The sequence below is a fragment of the Mesorhizobium sp. M0659 genome, assembly GCF_040320605.1.
Lineage (GTDB): Bacteria > Pseudomonadota > Alphaproteobacteria > Rhizobiales > Rhizobiaceae > Mesorhizobium.
Map to the genome: position 1 here is coordinate 16,315 of NZ_JAMYPY010000027.1, position 17,985 is coordinate 34,299.

General features: G+C 59.1%; 14 protein-coding genes, 3 pseudogenes and 1 riboswitch. Of the genes and pseudogenes, 11 read left to right on the plus strand and 6 right to left on the minus strand.

From position 1 onward, the window contains the following. Positions 1-15: 15 nt before the first annotated feature. A pseudogene (locus NKI31_RS27985) lies at positions 16-278 on the plus strand (thiazole synthase); the annotation flags it as partial. A 33-nt stretch (positions 279-311) separates the two neighbouring features. Continuing rightward, positions 312-599: a beta/alpha barrel domain-containing protein gene (locus NKI31_RS31880; RefSeq protein ID WP_023822887.1), complete on the plus strand. Its 288-nt coding sequence runs from the start codon at positions 312-314 to the stop codon at positions 597-599. A 31-nt stretch (positions 600-630) separates the two neighbouring features. Here the strand turns inward: NKI31_RS31880 and NKI31_RS31885 are convergent, their stop codons facing one another. Further along, positions 631-1,155, minus strand: a complete 525-nt coding sequence (locus NKI31_RS31885) for a hypothetical protein (protein ID WP_280791082.1) — start codon at positions 1,153-1,155, stop codon at positions 631-633. Here NKI31_RS31885 and NKI31_RS27995 point away from each other — a divergent pair. Continuing rightward, positions 1,042-1,317 (plus strand): hypothetical protein, encoded by a 276-nt coding sequence (locus tag NKI31_RS27995; protein ID WP_280803210.1) that lies wholly within the window; start codon positions 1,042-1,044, stop codon positions 1,315-1,317. The genes NKI31_RS31885 and NKI31_RS27995 overlap by 114 nt on opposite strands. A gap of 394 nt (positions 1,318-1,711) precedes the next feature. Further along, entirely contained in the window at positions 1,712-2,206 is a 495-nt protein-coding gene (locus NKI31_RS28000) for a MaoC family dehydratase (protein WP_031198898.1), read from the plus strand. A 793-nt stretch (positions 2,207-2,999) separates the two neighbouring features. On the opposite strand, the gene NKI31_RS28005 is transcribed toward NKI31_RS28000, so the two are convergent. Together NKI31_RS28005 and NKI31_RS28010 are read right to left on the minus strand one after the other, a co-directional pair. Continuing rightward, a complete protein-coding gene (locus NKI31_RS28005) occupies positions 3,000-3,476 on the minus strand; it encodes a type II toxin-antitoxin system VapC family toxin (protein ID WP_352653108.1) in 477 nt (158 codons plus the stop codon). After that, a complete protein-coding gene (locus NKI31_RS28010) occupies positions 3,473-3,775 on the minus strand; it encodes a hypothetical protein (RefSeq protein ID WP_023671839.1) in 303 nt (100 codons plus the stop codon). Before NKI31_RS28010 ends, NKI31_RS28005 begins: the two co-directional genes overlap by 4 nt. Before the next feature lie 388 nt (positions 3,776-4,163). On the opposite strand from NKI31_RS28010, the gene NKI31_RS28015 reads away from it, so the two are divergent. From NKI31_RS28015 to metE, 5 genes and pseudogenes are all read left to right on the plus strand, one after another. Next, entirely contained in the window at positions 4,164-4,508 is a 345-nt protein-coding gene (locus tag NKI31_RS28015; protein ID WP_023690648.1) for a recombinase family protein, read from the plus strand. Positions 4,509-5,127: 619 nt separating this feature from the next. Further along, positions 5,128-6,463: pseudogene (gene glyA, locus NKI31_RS28025) on the plus strand (serine hydroxymethyltransferase). A gap of 53 nt (positions 6,464-6,516) precedes the next feature. Continuing rightward, entirely contained in the window at positions 6,517-7,692 is a 1,176-nt protein-coding gene (gene metK / locus NKI31_RS28030) for a methionine adenosyltransferase (protein ID WP_352653110.1), read from the plus strand. Between the two features lie 108 nt (positions 7,693-7,800). Then, entirely contained in the window at positions 7,801-8,793 is a 993-nt protein-coding gene (locus tag NKI31_RS28035) for an adenosine kinase (RefSeq protein ID WP_352653111.1), read from the plus strand. 407 nt (positions 8,794-9,200) lie between these two features. Further along, a riboswitch (cobalamin riboswitch) is annotated at positions 9,201-9,402 on the plus strand. Between the two features lie 94 nt (positions 9,403-9,496). Next, positions 9,497-11,848: pseudogene (gene metE / locus NKI31_RS28040) on the plus strand (5-methyltetrahydropteroyltriglutamate--homocysteine S-methyltransferase). A 438-nt stretch (positions 11,849-12,286) separates the two neighbouring features. Here the strand turns inward: metE and NKI31_RS28045 are convergent. Further along, a complete protein-coding gene (locus NKI31_RS28045) occupies positions 12,287-13,342 on the minus strand; it encodes a cytochrome-c peroxidase (RefSeq protein WP_352653113.1) in 1,056 nt (351 codons plus the stop codon). A 911-nt stretch (positions 13,343-14,253) separates the two neighbouring features. Between NKI31_RS28045 and NKI31_RS28050 the strand changes: the two genes are divergently transcribed. Continuing rightward, complete coding sequence (locus tag NKI31_RS28050; protein ID WP_352653114.1) at positions 14,254-14,607, plus strand: hypothetical protein; 354 nt, start codon at positions 14,254-14,256, stop codon at positions 14,605-14,607. Positions 14,608-14,743: 136 nt separating this feature from the next. Here the strand turns inward: NKI31_RS28050 and NKI31_RS28055 are convergent, their stop codons facing one another. Then, the gene (locus tag NKI31_RS28055; RefSeq protein WP_155924293.1) at positions 14,744-15,748 is read right to left on the minus strand and encodes a glycosyltransferase family 10 domain-containing protein; all 1,005 of its coding nucleotides are present in this window, start codon (positions 15,746-15,748) and stop codon (positions 14,744-14,746) included. 1,161 nt (positions 15,749-16,909) lie between these two features. On the opposite strand from NKI31_RS28055, the gene NKI31_RS28060 reads away from it, so the two are divergent. After that, a complete protein-coding gene (locus tag NKI31_RS28060; protein WP_023693512.1) occupies positions 16,910-17,383 on the plus strand; it encodes a Ros/MucR family transcriptional regulator in 474 nt (157 codons plus the stop codon). Positions 17,384-17,610: 227 nt separating this feature from the next. On the opposite strand, the gene NKI31_RS28065 is transcribed toward NKI31_RS28060, so the two are convergent. Next, complete coding sequence (locus NKI31_RS28065) at positions 17,611-17,823, minus strand: cold-shock protein (RefSeq protein WP_023671852.1); 213 nt, start codon at positions 17,821-17,823, stop codon at positions 17,611-17,613. Positions 17,824-17,985: the final 162 nt, after the last annotated feature.

Sequence of the window (17,985 nt, forward strand, 5' to 3'; positions counted from 1 at the left end):
GATGAAGCGTTGAGCTCCGAGGTCCAGTTGATGCACGGACATTCCCCATACATTCCGTTGATTGTGGATGCACGGCTCGGACGGCCGTCGTACGCGGCGACCGTCATGGAGCTCGGGTTTGACGCCATGCTCCTGAACACGGCGGTCCCGAGGGCGGCCGATCCGTCGGCATGGCGCGTGCGTTCGGCAAAGCGGTCGATGCCGGTCGTGAAGCTTTCAGCTCGGGAATGCTCGAACGGCGCTACCCACCGACGATCGGCAGGGCCGTCTTCTCATGAAGTCGTGGACGTGCGGGCTGGATTGACCGGCTGGTGCCGCTCGGCGTCAGTCTGGTGCAGCTCCGGATAAAGGATATGGACGAGAAAGGACTGCAGACGGAAATCCGCCGCGCGAACGACGCCTGCGCGGTCCATGGTTGCCAAGTGAGCGTCAACGACATTGGCGCACGGCAATCGAGGAAGGCTGCGACTTCGTCCATCTTGGTCAAAGGGATTTGGCTGCCGCCGATGCTGACGATGAAATACGTCGGATTGAAGCTCGGCCTGTCGATCCACGATCGCACCGAACTGGAAACGGCGCCAGTGGCCGAGCCGGAGTAAGTGGCGCTCGGCCCAGGCTATCCAACTAGCCTCAAGAAGATGAATGGGCGTCGCAAGGACTCGAGCGCATCAGCGAGTGGAAGCACCAGGTCGCGCCGATCCCATTGGTCTCCATCGGCGGCATCAACCTGACCGTCTCGAAGGCGTTTTCGAGGCTGGCGCGGAAAGCGCAGCCGTGGTCACCGACTTTGCGCTGAACGACGCCCCAGAAGCGCGCACGCGAGAATGGATCGAAAGACAGAGCAGTGGCGCTGAGGCGAGAACCGCATGTGCTCGTTGCTGTCGGGTCAGACTCCAGCGGTGGGGCTGGAATTGCCCGCGAGATCGAGACGATCGCTTCCAGTGGCGTGCGCACCTGCCTTGCTGTCAGCGCGCTGACGGTGCAAACCCATGAACACGCCTGGAAATCCAAGTTACGCAACCCCGTCCGGTGGCGGATCAGATGCGCGCTACGCTTCAGCCTAACAGAGTGGCCGCCACCAAGATCGGCATGCTCGCAACGGCTGAGATCCGATCGTCGCTGCGGTTGCCGCTGTGCTGCGCGATATCCGCGCATACCGACAATCCAGATCCGGTGCTGGCTTCCACGTCAGGCCGAGCGGTTCTTGAGGCAAGCGCCATCCCGCATCATGAAGTAGCATCTGATGCCGCTTTGCCGAGTCGACACCCAATGTCATTGACCTGGGCTTCTTGCCGGCTCAGTGCTACTGGTGAATGAGGCCGGCGCGGTTCAACAAGGACCACAAGCCATCCCGTCTGCTGGACTCCTCCAAATTCGAAACACGGATGGTTCCTATCCAGACAATTGATTTTATCAATCTGCGACAATACCGCATAGCGGCGCCGGCGGAATGTTCACCGGTAGCAAGACGAGCTGCTTTCGGTGGCCTGTAGGACGCGCACCGCGACCGAGGTACAAGCCAGCCCGTCTGCGGCCATGTTCGGATCGGCTGCATCGTGCGCCGAATGAGATTGCCGGCGGAACGTTCTATTTGTGCAGCCGTGACGGCAGTCATCTCACCGGCGCCATCCTGCCGATGGATGGCCGGCAGTCGGTGCAGCATGGGCTGACACTGTTCGGAATGAAGCCGCTCGCGCTTCGGACGGTTGAAATGGAGGACATTAGCTTGGAACCGATCAGTCTCGACGAGCTTCTGGCCAGCGTCGGCAAGGAAGTCGGCGTGTCGCCGTGGCGGGTGGTCTCGCAGCGGATGATCGACCAGTTCGCCGAGGCCACCGATGACCACCAGTTCATCCACTGCGATCCGGAGCGCGCCAAGCGCGAGACGCCGTTCGGCGGCACCATCGCACATGGCTTCCTGTCGCTTTCGCTTTTGTCGGCGATGACTTTCGAGACCATGCGGCCGCTCGAAAACTGCAAGATGGGTGTCAACTATGGCTTCGAATCGCTGCGCTTCCTGGCGCCGGTGAAAACCGGATCTCGCATCCGCACCCGTTTCGTATTGGCCGACGTCAAGGTCAGGCCGTCGGGCTGGGTGCAGACGGCGCTGGGCGTGACGATTGAGATCGAGGGCTCGAAAAAGCCGGCGCTGACCGCGCGCTGGTTGACGCTGACGCTGATCAAACGCCAGCCGGAGGCGGCCTGAATTGCTCAACGAGCATCAGCAGAGACGATCTTCACGTGCCGGGGCGATGTAGGCGACTAGCGCACCGATCGGCAACGCGGCCACGGGGGTCGGCTAGATAGAGTGGCAGGAATGCCTAATCGGGGCTCCGACTCGGAAGGGGCTTCGATGTATCGGAAGCGCTTCGGCTTTCGGCGCTGCATTCCTTCTTCACGAAGGTTCATGGAGAATTCCCAACCACGGGGTCGAAAGATCGGCTTGTGATTGGAGTGGGCAGATCCTCCCGGACTGAAACTGCCAATAGGGTGTTATCGAGTCAACCGGGTCGAACTTGAGGTCGCGGGTGTCGCTGATCGGCTGCTCGTCGAGCTCGAGAGCTGCCAGCTAACGGCAGAACACGGCTATGAAGAGCTCCGCAGTTGATGTGGATGCCCAGAGCTGGGAGTGCAGACCGACGAGTTCCCAGCGGGCGAACTTGCCATTGGTAGCGCGCCAGACCAGTGGCGAGAAACCCTCGATGAGAAGGCCCCCGAGGCGCACGCGGGATGGACTACAGTGGCGTTTGGCGAGAGGCCTTCGAAGGCGAGATCGAGTGTAAGATGGACGAGCTCGACACGCGAATCGCAGTCCCTGCGATCGCGCCTTGTCCGCGGCGCTCGTGCGTGCGAACTGTAGTAGGTTGAGCTGACTAGATGAACCGGGATGCTATTCAGCGGAACTGTAAAAGACGTCCCTGGCCGAACTAAGCAAGATCAATCCAGCCATCGCTAAAGGTAGGCGAACGAGACGTTCGGACTCCGTGCCGCTGAAATCCTCAAATTGAATCGGCCGGACCGTTGGAGCTATCATCACCCGCGTGGCTTCCAGAGCTACGGAGCGGGTTGATTACCTGAACGTCCTCGAAGTCCCTTTCATTGTCGGTCACTACGACACACTCGTTGACTTCGGCTACAGCGGCAATGATTGTGTCTAGGGCGCTCCGCGAACGGCCTCTGGCTTTGCCGTTGGCCATCAGCCGCGCCCACACGAGGCCAGCTTTCTCGTCGAACGACAGCACGCGGCCAGCGAACAGCGCTTGCGGGCCTTCGGAGCCCTCGAACCAAGTTTCAAGGCTGCTGCGCTTTTTCCCCTTCGGCTTCTCTAGGATGCCTCGGCGAATTTCGGCGACAGTAAGCGAAGCAATGAAGAGGTCTTCGTCCTTCTGCGCGCCCATCCAGGCCAGCAACGAGCCCGAAGGCTCCGGCTTTATGACGTTGCTGATGATATTGGTATGAAGAAGGTAGCGCGTCACAGGTCGATCTTGCGCCCCTCTTCGCGCGGCCGGCTGAGGTCGAGATTGGAGCCAACCAGAGGCGAGCGACGCAACGCGGCGAGAATGCTGCCCGCTTTCGGTGGCTCACCCGCCACGGCTTGCTGTATGGTCCGACGAAGCTGTCGGGCATCCGGCCCGCTCTCCGTTAATTTTCGGGCAAGAGTTCGCAGCAGATCGCGGTCTGCGTCGAACGCCTGGATCTCGAACCGCGCGATGCCGCGCTCAGCCAGGCGAGAGCGATAATTCTCGATGGCTCTCTTCTGTGCAGTGTTGCCCATCGCGTGCCTCCGTTCTCTATCCGGATATATAGCCATGGCTTCTTCGGAGCACAAGGTGCCCCGTCATCGGCCAGCACTGGCTCCTGCGCGACGCGCGCTATTGATAGAATTCCAGCTTGTCGAAGCACTGACTTGGCATCATTGTCGCGAAACGGAGTATTTCGCGTCAGGACAGGAACGCGATCATAGCGCGCCGAAACGGCAACAGCCGAAAAGCTTCGTGTGGTCGCCGGCGCGGCCCGCGAATCGGCTGTGTCTGCGTCGCCGAAGCCCGATCGACGCTTCGTCATCTGGTCCGGCTGCTGGCACGACAGGCCGCACGGGATTTCGTTCAAGCCGAAACGGATAGCCAGACGCGAGACCGCGTCCCGGAGTAAGGGGCCGCCTCATGAAGGTCGCGCTTGGCGCTCGCTACTCAACTGACAATCACCGAGACGCCTCGATCGAGGATCAGTTGCGGCTCTGCTGCTTGCGTGCTGAAAAGCAAGGCTGGACAGTCGTCGACAGCAATACCCACCGCGCGATCTGCGGCGGGTCGCTGTTGCGTCCCGGCCTTCAGGAGCTGATCAGCGATGCGATGCAGGGCAAATTCCTGATCGTGCTCGCAGAGGCGATGGATCGCCTGACCATGACCGCTGCAAACCGGGAGCAGGCCAGGCTGGGCAAACGTTGCAACAGATCCTTCAAGGAAATTCATAGACTCTTAGCAACTCCGGCTCGCTGTGAATGGTAGGCTTATTGCAACGTCTGAGGTCAGTGGTTCCAAACCGTGGCCCCGCTTGTCTTCGACTGGCCGAACTGCTTGCAATTTCGGCTAAAGGCAAAAGAACGCCCTTTGTTGTTCGACACAGGATATCGACGGTCGTCACGGCCACCGAGATTTGTCCGGTCGTTGGACAACCCTTCGAAATCGCAACTTCTGCGGAGAACGCGAAATGAGAAATTCGGTAGGACTTGGTCCTGAGCCATGATGACACTGGTTAGTCGCCTACGCATGGCAGCGCATCCTGACCGCCTTCGAATCCTGGGCCTTTGTGCGCATGCGGACCTAACTGTCTGCGAGCTAGCGGAGATTCTGAGCGTGTGTCGAGAGCGGGTTGCGCGACACGTCCGGCTGCTCGCCAGAGCCGACTTTCTTTGCTGCAACGAACAGCCTCCGTGGCGCTCGTACCATCTCAACGCAGGATCCAACGACGGCGGGCTGGTTCAATTATTGGTCGATCTCCTGCCCCATCGCGACGGCTATCATAAACAGGACCTGCAGCGGCTCGAAGCGGTACGAGACACGCGGCCGAAAGGGACCGCGTGCTTGATCGTGAAATAGGTCAATCCAATTGGAGCGCGAAGCTACCATGGACAACTCCGCAGACGGCGCGATCGCACAGCCGGACACCCACGGGCGGTCTTCCTTGGCCGCGGTTGATTGCCGCGTCCACGAGCTGCTTCTGAGACAGGAGCGGCAGGAGCGGACGACCCTCAAGCTCATCGCCTCAGAGAACTTTGCGTCCTCGGCCGTGCTGGAAGCGAACGGCTCGATTTTCACGAACAAGTACGCCGAGGGGTACCCCGGCGCGCGCTACTACGCTGGAAACGAGATCGTTGATGAGCTTGAGGATCTGGCCATTGGGCGCCTGAAAACGCTATTTGGCAGCGAGCATGCCAACGTCCAGCCTTATTCCGGCTCGCCGGCCAACCAGGCTGTCTATCGTGCGCTTTTGAGTCCCGGTGACAAAGTCATGGGCTTGCCCCTTCCGGAAGGGGGCCATCTGACTCATGGTTGGGCCATCAACTTTTCCGGAACTGACTATCAACGCGTGCCCTATGGACTAGATGAAAAGACACAGCAGATTGACTATGACCGCTTGCGCGAGACAGCCAGCGGGAACGGCCGCGGCTCATTTGGGTCGGCGGAACCGCTTACCCGCGTGTCTTTGATTACTCGGCAATGGCAGAAATTGCCCTGGAAGCGAACTCCTATCTCGTAGCCGACATTGCGCACATCAGCGGCCTGATTGCCGCGGGAGCGCACCCGAATCCCGTGGGCCATTGCGACGTGGTCAGCAGCACGTCCCACAAGTCGATCCGCGGTCCCCGCGGTGGCTTCATTTTGTCAAGGAACGAAGATCGCTATCAGGCCCTGTATCATACAAAGAGCAAATACAATCTCGCCAGACGAATAGACCGGGCGGTCTTCCCTCACCTGCAAGGCGGACCTCACATGAATGCCATCGCTGCGCTAGCGGTTGCCTTGCACGAAGCCGCGAACCCGTCCTTCCGAAGCTCGGCCAACAGACAGTCAAGAATGCCAAGGCTCTGGCACATGCACTGCTTGAGCGAGGTTATGACCTGGTTACCGGGGGGACGGACAATCACATGCTGATCCTTGATCTTCGCGATCGGCCACTATCGGGCAAGGCCTATGCCGAGCGACTAGCAAAGGCAGGAATCATCACAAACTTTAATATGGTGCCTGGCGACCCGCGGCATCCGGCGGTCACAAGCGGAATTCGCCTGGGGGCGCCAGCAGTGACGTCAATGGGCATGCGCGATGTGGAAATGGTGCAAATTGCTGGCTTCATTGACTCCGTCCTCCAGCGGCCAGACGACGAAGATCTCCATGCCTGCGTGCGAAGAGACGTTGCCGACTTGTGCGCTGCGTTCGAGGTCCCGGGCATCTCCGACAATTAAGGTGGGCCAAGCAAAATGCCCATACCACATCCAACATCCGAAGCGAGGTATTCATGGCTAGGCAGTTCGTGTTCTCTTCCGAATCGGTTGGCGCGGGGCACCCGGATAAGTTGGCCGACAACATCTCGGATGCCATCCTCGATGCCATCCTCCGCACAGATCACAAGGCGCGCGTCGCCTGTGAAGCGTTGGTAAAATCAGGGATAGTCGTTCTGGCTGGCGAGATCACCAGCGATGCCCAGGTGGATTACAGCCAAGTTGCGCGCGATACGATTCTCGACATTGGGTACGACGACGAGGCCGTCGGCTTTGACGGCCGGCGTTGCTCCGTCGTTCATGCCCTCACCGAGCAGTCGCCCGACATCAGCCAAGGCGTTGACGAGGGAAGAGGGCAAGACCTCCAGCAGGGAGCGGGAGATCAGGGCCTCATGTTCGGCTACGCATGCCGCGAAACCGATACCCTGATGCCTTTGCCGATCCAGCTCGCTCATCGCTTGACGAAACGGCAGGCGTATGTCCGGAAGGCACAACAGCTTGGCTGGTTGCGTCCTGACATGAAATCCCAAGTCTCAGTGCGCTATGAGGGGTTGCGCCCGGTCGCCCTGGATACCATCGTCGTGTCGACGCAACATGACGAGCAGGTCTCGCAAGAGACTGTCCGCGAGGGCGTCATTGAGGAAATCATAAAGCCTGTCCTGCCGACCCACCTGGAGACGGAAGGCATCAGAATTCTGGTCAACCCGACGGGGCGGTTCGTAGTCGGCGGGCCGCGCGGCGACTGCGGTCTCACTGGACGCAAGATCATCGTCGATTCCTATGGCGGGATGGGTCGTCATGGCGGCGGCGCCTTCTCGGGCAAGGACCCGTCCAAGGTTGACCGCTCGGCTGCCTATGCAGCCCGCTATGTCGCAAAGAACATCGTCGCTAGCGGACTTGCGGACGTGTGCGAGGTGCAGCTTGCTTACGCAATCGGCGTGGCCAGTCCGGTTTCCGTCATGGTCAACACGTTCGGGACAGCCAGGGTTGAGGAAAGCAGGATCGAGCGCCTCATTCTTGAGTTGTTCGATCTCAGACCGAAAGGCATTATCAAGATGCTTGATCTCTTACGCCCTATATATCGCAATACAGCGACCTATGGCCATTTCGGCCGTGAAGAGCCTGATTTCACCTGGGAGAAGACAGACAGGGCGGACGAATTGCGTCGCGAGGCAGGACTCGCCGCCCCGTGAGAGCCGCCGGCGAACGGATTGGCAAGCGGAAAGCCCATTTCCACCGAGCAGACCCGCGCCTGGCAGGCGTGGCGAGAAGCCGGCTCGGTTTTTTTGGCGGAGACATTGATGCCGGATTATGACGTGCTTTGCATCGGCAATGCCATTGTCGACATCATCGCCCAGTGCGACGAGGCATTCCTCGAGATCAACGGCATCATCAAGGGCGCGATGAACCTGATCGACACGCGCCGCGCCGAACTGCTCTACAGCCGCATGGGCCCGGCGATCGAGGCCTCCGGCGGCAGTGCCGGCAACACGGCGGCCGGCCTAGCCAGCTTCGGCGGACGCGCCGCCTTCTTCGGCAAGGTCTCCAACGATGCGCTGGGCGAAATCTATGCGCACGATATCCATGCACAGGGTGTCGCCTTCGACACCAGGCCGCTTGAGGGACAGCCGCCGACGGCGCGCTCTATGATCTTCGTCACGCCCGACGGCGAGCGCTCGATGAACACCTATCTCGGCGCCTGCGTCGAGCTTGGCCCTGAGGATGTCGAGGCCGACAAGGCATCCGGCGCCAAGGTTACCTATTTCGAGGGCTATCTGTGGGATCCGCCGCGCGCCAAGGAGGCGATCCGGCAGACGGCGAAGCTCGCACACGAGGCCGGACGCGAAGTGTCGATGACGTTGTCGGATTCGTTCTGCGTCGACCGCTACCGGGACGAGTTCCTCGAGCTGATGCGCTCGGGCACTGTCGACATCGTCTTTGCCAACAGCCACGAGATCAAGTCGCTCTACCAGACAAAATCCTTCGACGAGGCGCTGGCTCAGATCCGCAAGGACTGCAAGATTGCCGCCGTCACCCGTTCCGAAAAAGGCTCGGTGATCGTGCGCGGCGACGAGACCGTGGTCATCGAGGCGACCGCCATCAAGGAGTTGGTCGACACCACCGGCGCCGGCGACCTCTACGCCGCCGGTTTCCTGCATGGCTACACGCAGGGCCGCAACCTCAAGACCTGCGGCGACCTTGGCTCGCTGGCGGCCGGCCTGGTGATCCAGCAGATCGGCCCAAGGCCAAGGCAGAATTTGCGCCGCGAGGCGGAAGGGGCTGGGTTGCTGTAGATGCGCGGGCAACTAATCAGCCGCCCTACTGACGCGATGACCGCAGTGGCGGAACTGTGTCAAAGCTCGCTGATAGCGACAGCCATTCGCTTCGGAGAACTGACCCATGCTGCTGCCGTGAAGCTCGCTGGAGGAGCGGTGCAAGGCGTGCTTGCCATGACGGCATTCACCGTCATCCAGATCGTCACCAGCATTTTCAGAAGCTCAGCTTGGGGAAGGCCAGTAAGGTTCCTGAGGTAACGGAGAACTCGCGGCGTCCGTCGGACTTGACTTGCGATCACGTCCCACGATGCCGAATGCGGGCAGCAGACTGAATATTTCACAATGCTAGACAAAGGCGTAAAAGCGCGATCACATAACGACATAAACATTTCGTTATGCGTCATTGACAAGAGAGCGAACTGCTGTGATTGTCTGCGTGTCGTGGTTCTCGCGTGCGGCGCTGCCGCAGCGGAGCTAAGAGGGAAGCCGGTGCGATGCCGGCGCTGCCCCCGCAACTGTTAGCGGCGAGCCAACCCCAATCACGTCACTGAGGCGAATACCCTCAGGAAGACGGGTAGAGGCTATGACCCCGCGAGCCAGGAGACCTGCCACGCGAATTACGTCCACGGGCGGGGTGTCTCGGTGGCCGCTGCAACCCGGCGTTGATGCCGGCCTGCTAGCGCCTTCCTTGTCACCGACGCCCCAATCATCGGGGTATGACATGACTGTCTCTCAGCAAATTCCTGTAGCAACGCTCGGCGTGCCGCGCTTCGGTCGTCGGCGAGAACTGAAATTCGCGCTTGAAAGCTACTGGTCCGGAACATCGTCCGCTGGCGACCTTCTCACGACGTCGAAGGCGCTCCGTGCCGCTAGCTGGGAAGAGCAGCGCGATCGCGGCGTGTCGAAAATCCCGTCGAACGACTTCTCGCTTTACGACCATGTGCTCGACACCGCAGCCATGGTCGGGGCCGTTCCATCCCGTTACGGCTGGAATAGCGGCGAGGTCCCACTTGACATCTACTTCGCAATGGCGCGCGGCAACCAGGGTCAGACGGAGGATTGTGGACACGCTGGTTACCAGGAGGAGGCTCATGGACCTGGTGTAACCGCGATGGAAATGACCAAGTGGTTTGACACCAACTACCACTACATTGTGCCGGAACTCGATGATGATCAGACGTTCGCCCTCTCGTCATCGAAGCCGGTCGATTACTTCCTCGAGGCTAAAGCTCTCGGCATTCACACACGCCCAGTCATCCTTGGACCCATCACCTTCCTCAAGCTGGCGAAATCGCCTGCCGAGGGGTTCGGTCCCATCGCGCTCCTACCGCGGCTGCTGCCGGTTTACGAGCAGCTTCTGGAGAGGCTGAAGCTGTCGGGAGCCGACTGGGTGCAGATCGATGAGCCAGCGCTTGTCCTCGATCTGAACCCGAACGAACGAGCTGCGTTCGAATTCGCCTATGGCCAGCTGTCGAAAGCCGCGCCCGAGCTGAAGATCATGCTGGCTACGTATTTCGGGTCGCTGGGAGACAATCTCGAAACCGCGATTTCTCTGCCCCTGGCCGGCCTGCATATTGATCTCGTGCGCGCTCCCGAGCAGCTGGAAACGGTGGCTCGGCTCGCTCCGAAGGATCTGGTGCTCTCGCTTGGCTTGATCGATGGCCGCAACGTCTGGCGTGCGAACCTGCCCGCCATTCTCGACCGCATCAAACCGATCGTCGCCGGCTGGCCCTTGGACCGCGTCGAGATCGCGCCTTCTTGCTCGATGCTGCATGTGCCGATTGATCTGCGCATGGAGACGGAACTCGACGCGGACATCAGGTCGTGGCTCGCCTTCGCGGCCCAGAAGACCGACGAGCTGGTCTTGCTGGCCCGGGCCCTGTCCCAAGGCAGGGATGCGGTGGCAGGCGCGTTGAAAGCGTCTGCCGAGGCTGCCGCCACGCGCGTGACATCCACGAGGATCCATGACCCGCTTGTTCAGGGGCCGATCGCTAGCATTGAGGACAGCGCGAAGCGACGAGAGAGCGCTTTTGGCGAGCGCTCCAGAGTCCAGGCCGGCTCACTCGGGCTGCCGCCGTTCCCGACGACGACCATCGGGTCCTTCCCGCAGACGCCGCAGGTACGCAAGGCGCGGGCCGCTCATGCGAAGGGCCAGCTGAGCTATGTCGACTATGAGACGTTCCTGAAGAAGGAGATCGAGGCTGCAATTCGCTGACAGGAAGAGATCGGGCTGGACGTGCTGGTGCATGGTGAGTTCGAGCGAAACGACATGGTACAGCATTTCGGCGAGCAGTTGTCCGGCTTCGCGCTCACCCAGCATGCCTGGGTACAAAGCTATGGGTCGCGCTACGTGCGTCCCCCCATCATTTTCGGCGACGTATCGAGGCGCAATCCGATGACAGTGCGCTGGTGGCAATTCGCCCAGTCGCTTACGGAAAAGCCCGTGAAGGGAATGCTCACAGGCCCAGTCACCATTCTCAACTGGTCTTTTGTTCGCGACGACGTACCCCGCTCCGAAGCCTGCCGCCAGATCGCGCTCGCCATCCGCGACGAAGTGACGGATCTCGAAAGATCCGGCGCAAGGATGGTCCAGATCGATGAGGCCGCGTTTCGCGAAGGATTGCCACTGCGCCAATCTGACTGGAAAGTCTATCTCGACTGGGCTGTCGAATGTTTCCGGATCGCTTCAACGGGTGTAAAGGACGCGACTCAAATTCATACCCACATGTGCTATTCGGAGTTCAACGAGATCATTCACGCGATCGCTGGAATGGATGCGGATGTCATTTCGATTGAGACGTCGCGCTCGAAGATGGAACTGTTGGACGCCTTCACGAGCTCCAAATATCCGAACGAAATCGGTCCTGGCGTCTATGATATTCACTCACCACGCGTCCCGGAAGTCGGCGAGATTTCGGACTTAGTCATGCTTGCCCGCGAGCGACTGTCCGACGGCCAACTGTGGATAAACCCGGACTGTGGCCTCAAAACACGCAAATGGGAGGAGGTCCGCCCTGCCCTCATTAACATGGTCGCTGCAGCACGCGCGCTCCGGCAGAAAGTGCAGGCGTGAGGCTTCTCTTCCTCACCGTGTGGGGAGTTGCCGGCTGGCGGATGTCGGCCGGGAATATGCCAAACCGATCACACTCCTGGAAATGAGCCACTCGGCGCAAATGTGCAATTTCCCTACGGCACGTGTCTTAATCCCGCAGAAATATAAATGTGGCACTACGCTATAATATCGGTTCCTTGGGGACATACAGGCCCCGCGCCTCGAACAAATCGGACACGCGTCGTTTCTCAAAGTAGACTGCTTGGCGCGTTCGCTCAGGCAGCGACAATATATGGTGCTGCGTCTGTCCGCCCCCAGTTGATCGCGCAGACTACGGGCGAGGTGGCAGGGTTCGGGTATCGCTAGCGTCCCGCCAATTCGGAGATGGACGTCGCAATTCGTGTCGCCAAGTAAAAATCGCCAATCATTTTCGATTGCGAGTCCGCAGCCAGTTGGCCCTTATTTTCCTGAGATCTGCGTTACAGGCCGGGGCGTTGTCGCCGTTTCTGAGGGTAAGATGGGATAGGCGACGTCAGGTGCCTCTCCGGTCAGCGAGTTGAGGAAGGCAACAAGCAGGTCAACTTCTTCGTCCGCCAGTACTACGCCGAGCTGGGTGGTCCCCATAATGGCGACGGCCTGTTTCAGATCCCAAACCTTGCCCGAATGAAAGTATGGCGCGGTGAGTGCAACGTTGCGCAGCGGCGCCACGCGGAAGACATAGGAATCGTCGGCTGCATTGGTGACCTCAAATCGGCCCTTGTCTTTGTCCGGCAGGACTTCGGCGCTGGGCCGTTCCATGAGGCCGAATGGGTAATAGGCTTGCCCACCAACGTTGATGCCGGCATGGCAGGACGAGCAGCCTTTGTCCATGAAAAGCACCAGGCCCTGTTTCTGTTCGGAAGTCATGGCAACCTCATCACCATTCAGGAAGCTGTCGAACGGGGCAGGTGTGACGAGTGTCGCCTCGAAGGCTTCGATCGCCTTGGCGAAGTTGTCGAAGGTGACCCGATCGGCTTCAGCCGGAAAAGCTGCATCGAACCACTCGACATATTGCGGCATGGACTTGAGAGTGGCGATGAGTTGGCCCGGTGTATTGGCCATTTCGATCCCGGCTTGGACCGGTCCCTTCGCCTGAGCCTTCAGGTCTTCGGCACGACCATCCCAGAACTGGGCGATGTTGAAGACAGCGTTCAGTACAGTCGGCGCGTTGCGCTGTCCCTTCTGCCAACCATGGCCAATCGAGGTTTCGTGATTGTCGTCGCCGCCGGTGGCCAGGTTGTGGCATGAATTGCACGACAAGACGCCTGACGCGGAGACGCGTGGATCGAAGAACAGTGCCTTGCCGAGAGCGATCTTTTCCGGGGTGATCGGGTTATTGGCGACTGTCGGCGTGGTGGATGGCAAAGCCGTGAAGGTGGCCAATGCCGTATCTCTGAGGTCGGTGGGGATCCAATCCGCAGCAAAGGCGGTGGGTGCCAGCAAGGTGACAGCCATCGTACTGAATAGGATTTTCATAATTGGTCTTCCTGCGTCGTCCACGCAGCCATTATGCGATCTGCGGCTCATGAACGCCCTGAGCTAGATCAGCTTGAGGGAGAGGACGGGGTCTCACACCTGTTTTCGCAGCTGAGCTGGGACCCTCTTGGAAGTGATCGCTCTTCTCGATTGGACTTCAGGGAGGAGGAGTATCCCTGGTTGGCAACCGGTTTTATGCATCAAAGCACGCCCTGAGGGCGGCTTCGTAGATTCGGTCACTGCGATCTTCCAGCCAAGGTTGAGAAAGTCGACAGCATCCGCAAGACTGGCAATCTCTTGCACGATGTGCGCTGCACGCCTCGCGAAAAGTGAGCTTCTGAAACGTCAGGGTTCATTCGTTCCTCCTGACCTGCTGATTGCGTGAATCGGCCTTGTCGACACCCGCCGACTGCACATTGTGATGTCACCAGCGATGGCGGTTTCAATACCTAAGCAGCGACGGTCTATGCGACAGTATGGAGGTCGTAGCGGAATAGCCGTTCTGCCTTCATCGATCGTCACACCGGCATATAGCTCCGCTTCTACGAACATCCCATCACGCGAGGATGGCGCGGCGCTTGAGCAGGTCCACCCGCTGCAACTGCCTCACACCTTGATCCACAGATCCTAGGCGATGACCATGTTGTCGTCATCATTTGACGGGCGCGGGGCATTGGCTCATAAGCGAGCCACGGCAAACTGTGCGGTTGCCAGTGCGTAATGAAGTGAATTGGAATGATCTTCGGTTTGGGAAACACGCACGTCCGACGCAGCTTGCGTTGACAGAGGCGGTTTTAGGCGCAATAGCACCTCCGCTGGCCTATTTTGTGGAGTTCAATTGTGGTTCGGCCAAAGGCGCGGGGCGCCGGACCGGCCCCTTGTAAACGTAATCAAAGAGAGAGAGACCCTGCATGGAAGAAATCTTACCGCGCATCGCCACTGGTGCCAGCATCGGCCCGGCTGTCGCAGAGAAGGCCGTTGGGTTAATGCTGGGTTTCCTGCGGAGCCACGCGGCCGACGGTCCCGGCGCGCGCATGATCGAGGCCATTCCGGGAGCTTCGGAATTAGTAGCGAAGTATCATGGGGACGACCCAGAGGGTGGCGGCCTTATGGGGCTCGGGCAGCAATTGATGAGTGAGGGTCTCAGCATGGCAAAGATCGCCGCCCTCGCCAACGAGACGATCGCCTGCGCCAAGGAACATGCCGGCGACGAACTCGTGGACGAGGTCCTCAATTCCGTTCCTGGCCTTCCCCAGTTCGTCTGATTAGCGGCAGCCGGGGCGCATGACCTTGTGCGCCCGTGCCGGCCCGTTTGCGCAGCAGGCATTCTCCGCCGGGCGTTCCGCACCGATCTCGTGAGACCACCAACCGCCGGGCACGCGGAGCGAGCGCTGGAGTACTTCATTCGTCTATCGAAAAATCAACTTCAGGCGATTCGATGTGTATAATTTCTGGCGGTAAGGGTTTATCCTGAACGCTTTCGATGAAGCCCGCGAGATAGGCAAACGTATTGTATTTCTCGAGGACTAGCCGCTTCGCCTCTCTTATTGCGCCGCGACGTTCCTTCCAGAGGTCTGAGTTGATAATTTCTTGAATTTTTTGGATTACGTTCTTGTCCTCTGGGTCAATCAGAACCATAGAGTCCGAAGGGAAGAACCTCGTGATTGCCGGGCTGCCGTAATAGATCGGCATTGTTTCAGCGACGAAGCAGTCCATAAGCTTCTCTGTAAAATAGTAATCAGCACGAGTATTCTCGAACGCTATACTGTAGCGATAAGGTGCGAGTGCGTTCCATTTATCTCCAATCAGCCGAAAACCTCGGCCGAACAGGTCAAAATCGAGCTCCTTTCTTAGCCGTTCCAGAAACGCCAGCCGATACCGATGTCCTTTAAGCAGGGCGATGTTACTGGTAATCCATGAGAGCCGAAGTGGCTTATCCATGACTTCGCTGACCAGAAGTTGGTCATATGTCTTGTTTACAGACCAAGACCGAGTGATCGGTGGAGACAAAACGAATCGGCGAGCTGCATTCTGCCGAGCAACCAACTCTGCGTCAGACGTCAGGACGATAGTATTTTTCCCCTGCCCTTCATGAAATGCACGATGAGCTTTCGTCGGCGGTTCGCCGATTGCAAAAATTGTCCTGTTGGGGCTCGCCTCGATATCAACAGGGAGCCCAAAAAGAGAAGCAGAGTTAAAGACAATATGCCAATCGGGCACGAAGGATGTCGTGCGTACAAAAGCGACATTGTTCCAGATTCCACTGCCCTTTGGAGTGAGGTGGTGGATTGCATCATCCAAAACGCCCCAAGAATCTAGACATGTAGCAACAATGGGCGCCGGGCGTTCCGTCAACAATTTGGCCGACAAAGCAGTTCCACTCCCTTCACTCGTGAAGGTACTCAATCGCCATCCAGGATTGCGGTAACATCGGGCAGCATAAACCTTCCGGGACCTGCTGTCGAGGCAATTGTCGCTTTGCACTTGACCAGGTTCTTCCTCGCTTCGTGTGGTGATTAGGCCGGCTGAGTGGCAGCATGCGTGCCTAAGGAGTTCGCAGCCGGCGCTGCCTAATGGTACGTTTGATCGTCTTCAGGCGGTTCATCAGCCCTTCCGCCTCGGCCGTTCTCCACGGCAGTTCAATGGCATCGCGAACGGAGTCAACGTCACGGCGTAGGACCAGACCGAAACGCGTGATGGCGATGAGCCGGGTGACGCCAAGTCGATCGAAGTGCCGAGCTTGCCCAACTCACAGGCCCCGCAAAATGCCGCGGAAGGGCAAGGCAAGCCTGCGCATAGTGGCAAACTCATGTCATCCCTGCTTCAGGACGTCGACCCTTCTGGCCTGGTTGATCGTCAGCACATCCGGAGGCTTGATGCAGAGGGCCTCGGCGACTACCGGCGAGATCACACGGCCGGTCGCGGCATTCTGTATGAGGACGCGTCGCTGGCTGGTTGATGCGTATGATTGATGCAGGCGGCTCACTGTCCTTGCCCGGCCTCTCGGCGCGGCGCCAACTTGCGAGAAGCCGCTCCAGATTCGAGAAGCTGCCGGTCGCCGCGCTGTTTGATATCGTGGAACAGGTGTCATCCGCAGCCATTGCCGCCTCTTCAGGACCGGCTAAGAAACGCCTCGAAATACATTGATGTCCTAGGTTTATCAGCGGCGGTTCCCAGCCCCTTTGCAAGAGTGGCTCACCGGCGATGAACTTACATCACTTTGGCCATTGCCAATGAACGTTTGTTCCATCGTCCCTGACGCCCACCATCAAGCGACCACTATCGCTCGATTTCACAGTCCAAAGAAGCAAAGCGAGACAAAAACAGCGCGCTTAGCCTCGAGGCTACTAGCGACTTCGGCGCTAAGTTAGAGCGGCACGCGCCACGCACCTCGGCAGGGTCGCCAACAACGAGTGGCTCAGCGGTCACGCCGCGAAATATGGCGCATCGATGTCGCTTCTGGACGAGCATTGGCAATAACGCAGTCAGAGACATTGTTGCTTTCAGCGGCAACCGGCCCTATGAAGCGACGCTTCGCTGACTATGTTTCACCGCCTGGAGAGTTTCATGACAGAAGAAGCCGGAAAAAACGTCGACACCCTCATTGAGCTTGCCGCCGATGTCGTGTCGGCCTACGTGTCCAACAATCCGATCCCGGTGGGGGATCTCCCTGCCCTCATCGGCCAAGTGCATGCGGCTCTGAGAGCGACGGCCGGAGGTATCTCTGCACAAGAGCCGGTTGCCCTTACGCCTGCAGTCCCGATCAGGAAGTCGGTGACACCGGACTACATCATCTCCCTTGAAGACGGGAAGAAATTCAAATCTTTAAAGCGCCATCTGTCGACCCACTATGGGCTGACGCCGGGTGAATATCGGGCCAAATGGGGCCTGCCGGTGGATTATCCCATGGTGGCGCCGAACTACGCCGCGAAGCGTTCGTCACTGGCGAAAACGATGGGGCTCGGCCGCAAACCGAAAGCGCCGAGAGAGCCGGAAGCGCCGGTGCCGACGAAGCGAACTCGCAAGAAGGTCGCGGCTTGATTGCGGCAATTGAAATTCCTTCTGCAGCGTTGCAGCCGTCGGCTTAATCTGGCCGTCGCATAAAAAAGGCGGGGCCAACCCCGCCTTCCTTTCCAACAACTTGTTTCATGAGGAATTCGCGACCCATGCAGCAATCTGCTGCCCTCACTTTTTGCTCGTCCCTATCGAGCGGCAGTGAGCACTTCCGGGCCTACACGCCCACTCTTGCGACTTCGCAGGAGAAAATTTCAACCAGCTTTGCTCAGGCTGCCAGCTGAGGACTTGCCAGTGCGGCGGTCCTGCTCGATCTCATAGTTGATCTTCTGGCCGTCAGCGAGGGTCGAGAGGCCCGCGCGTTCGACAGCGGAAATGTGGACGAAAACATCCGGACCGCCATTGTCGGGCTGGATAAATCCAAACCCCTTGGTGCTGTTGAACCACTTTACCGTTCCAGTCGTCATATACTTGTTCCTTCTTCTACAATGCACGTGGGCGGCCATTAGGCCTGTCCGAGTCATAGCCGAGAGTTGGGCGCAGCAAAAAGCGAAAAATTGTTAAGCCCCGATCAGCTGGCGCACTCCATTGTGGGCGTAGCCGCCAGCAAGCAGTGTCCTATACTACCG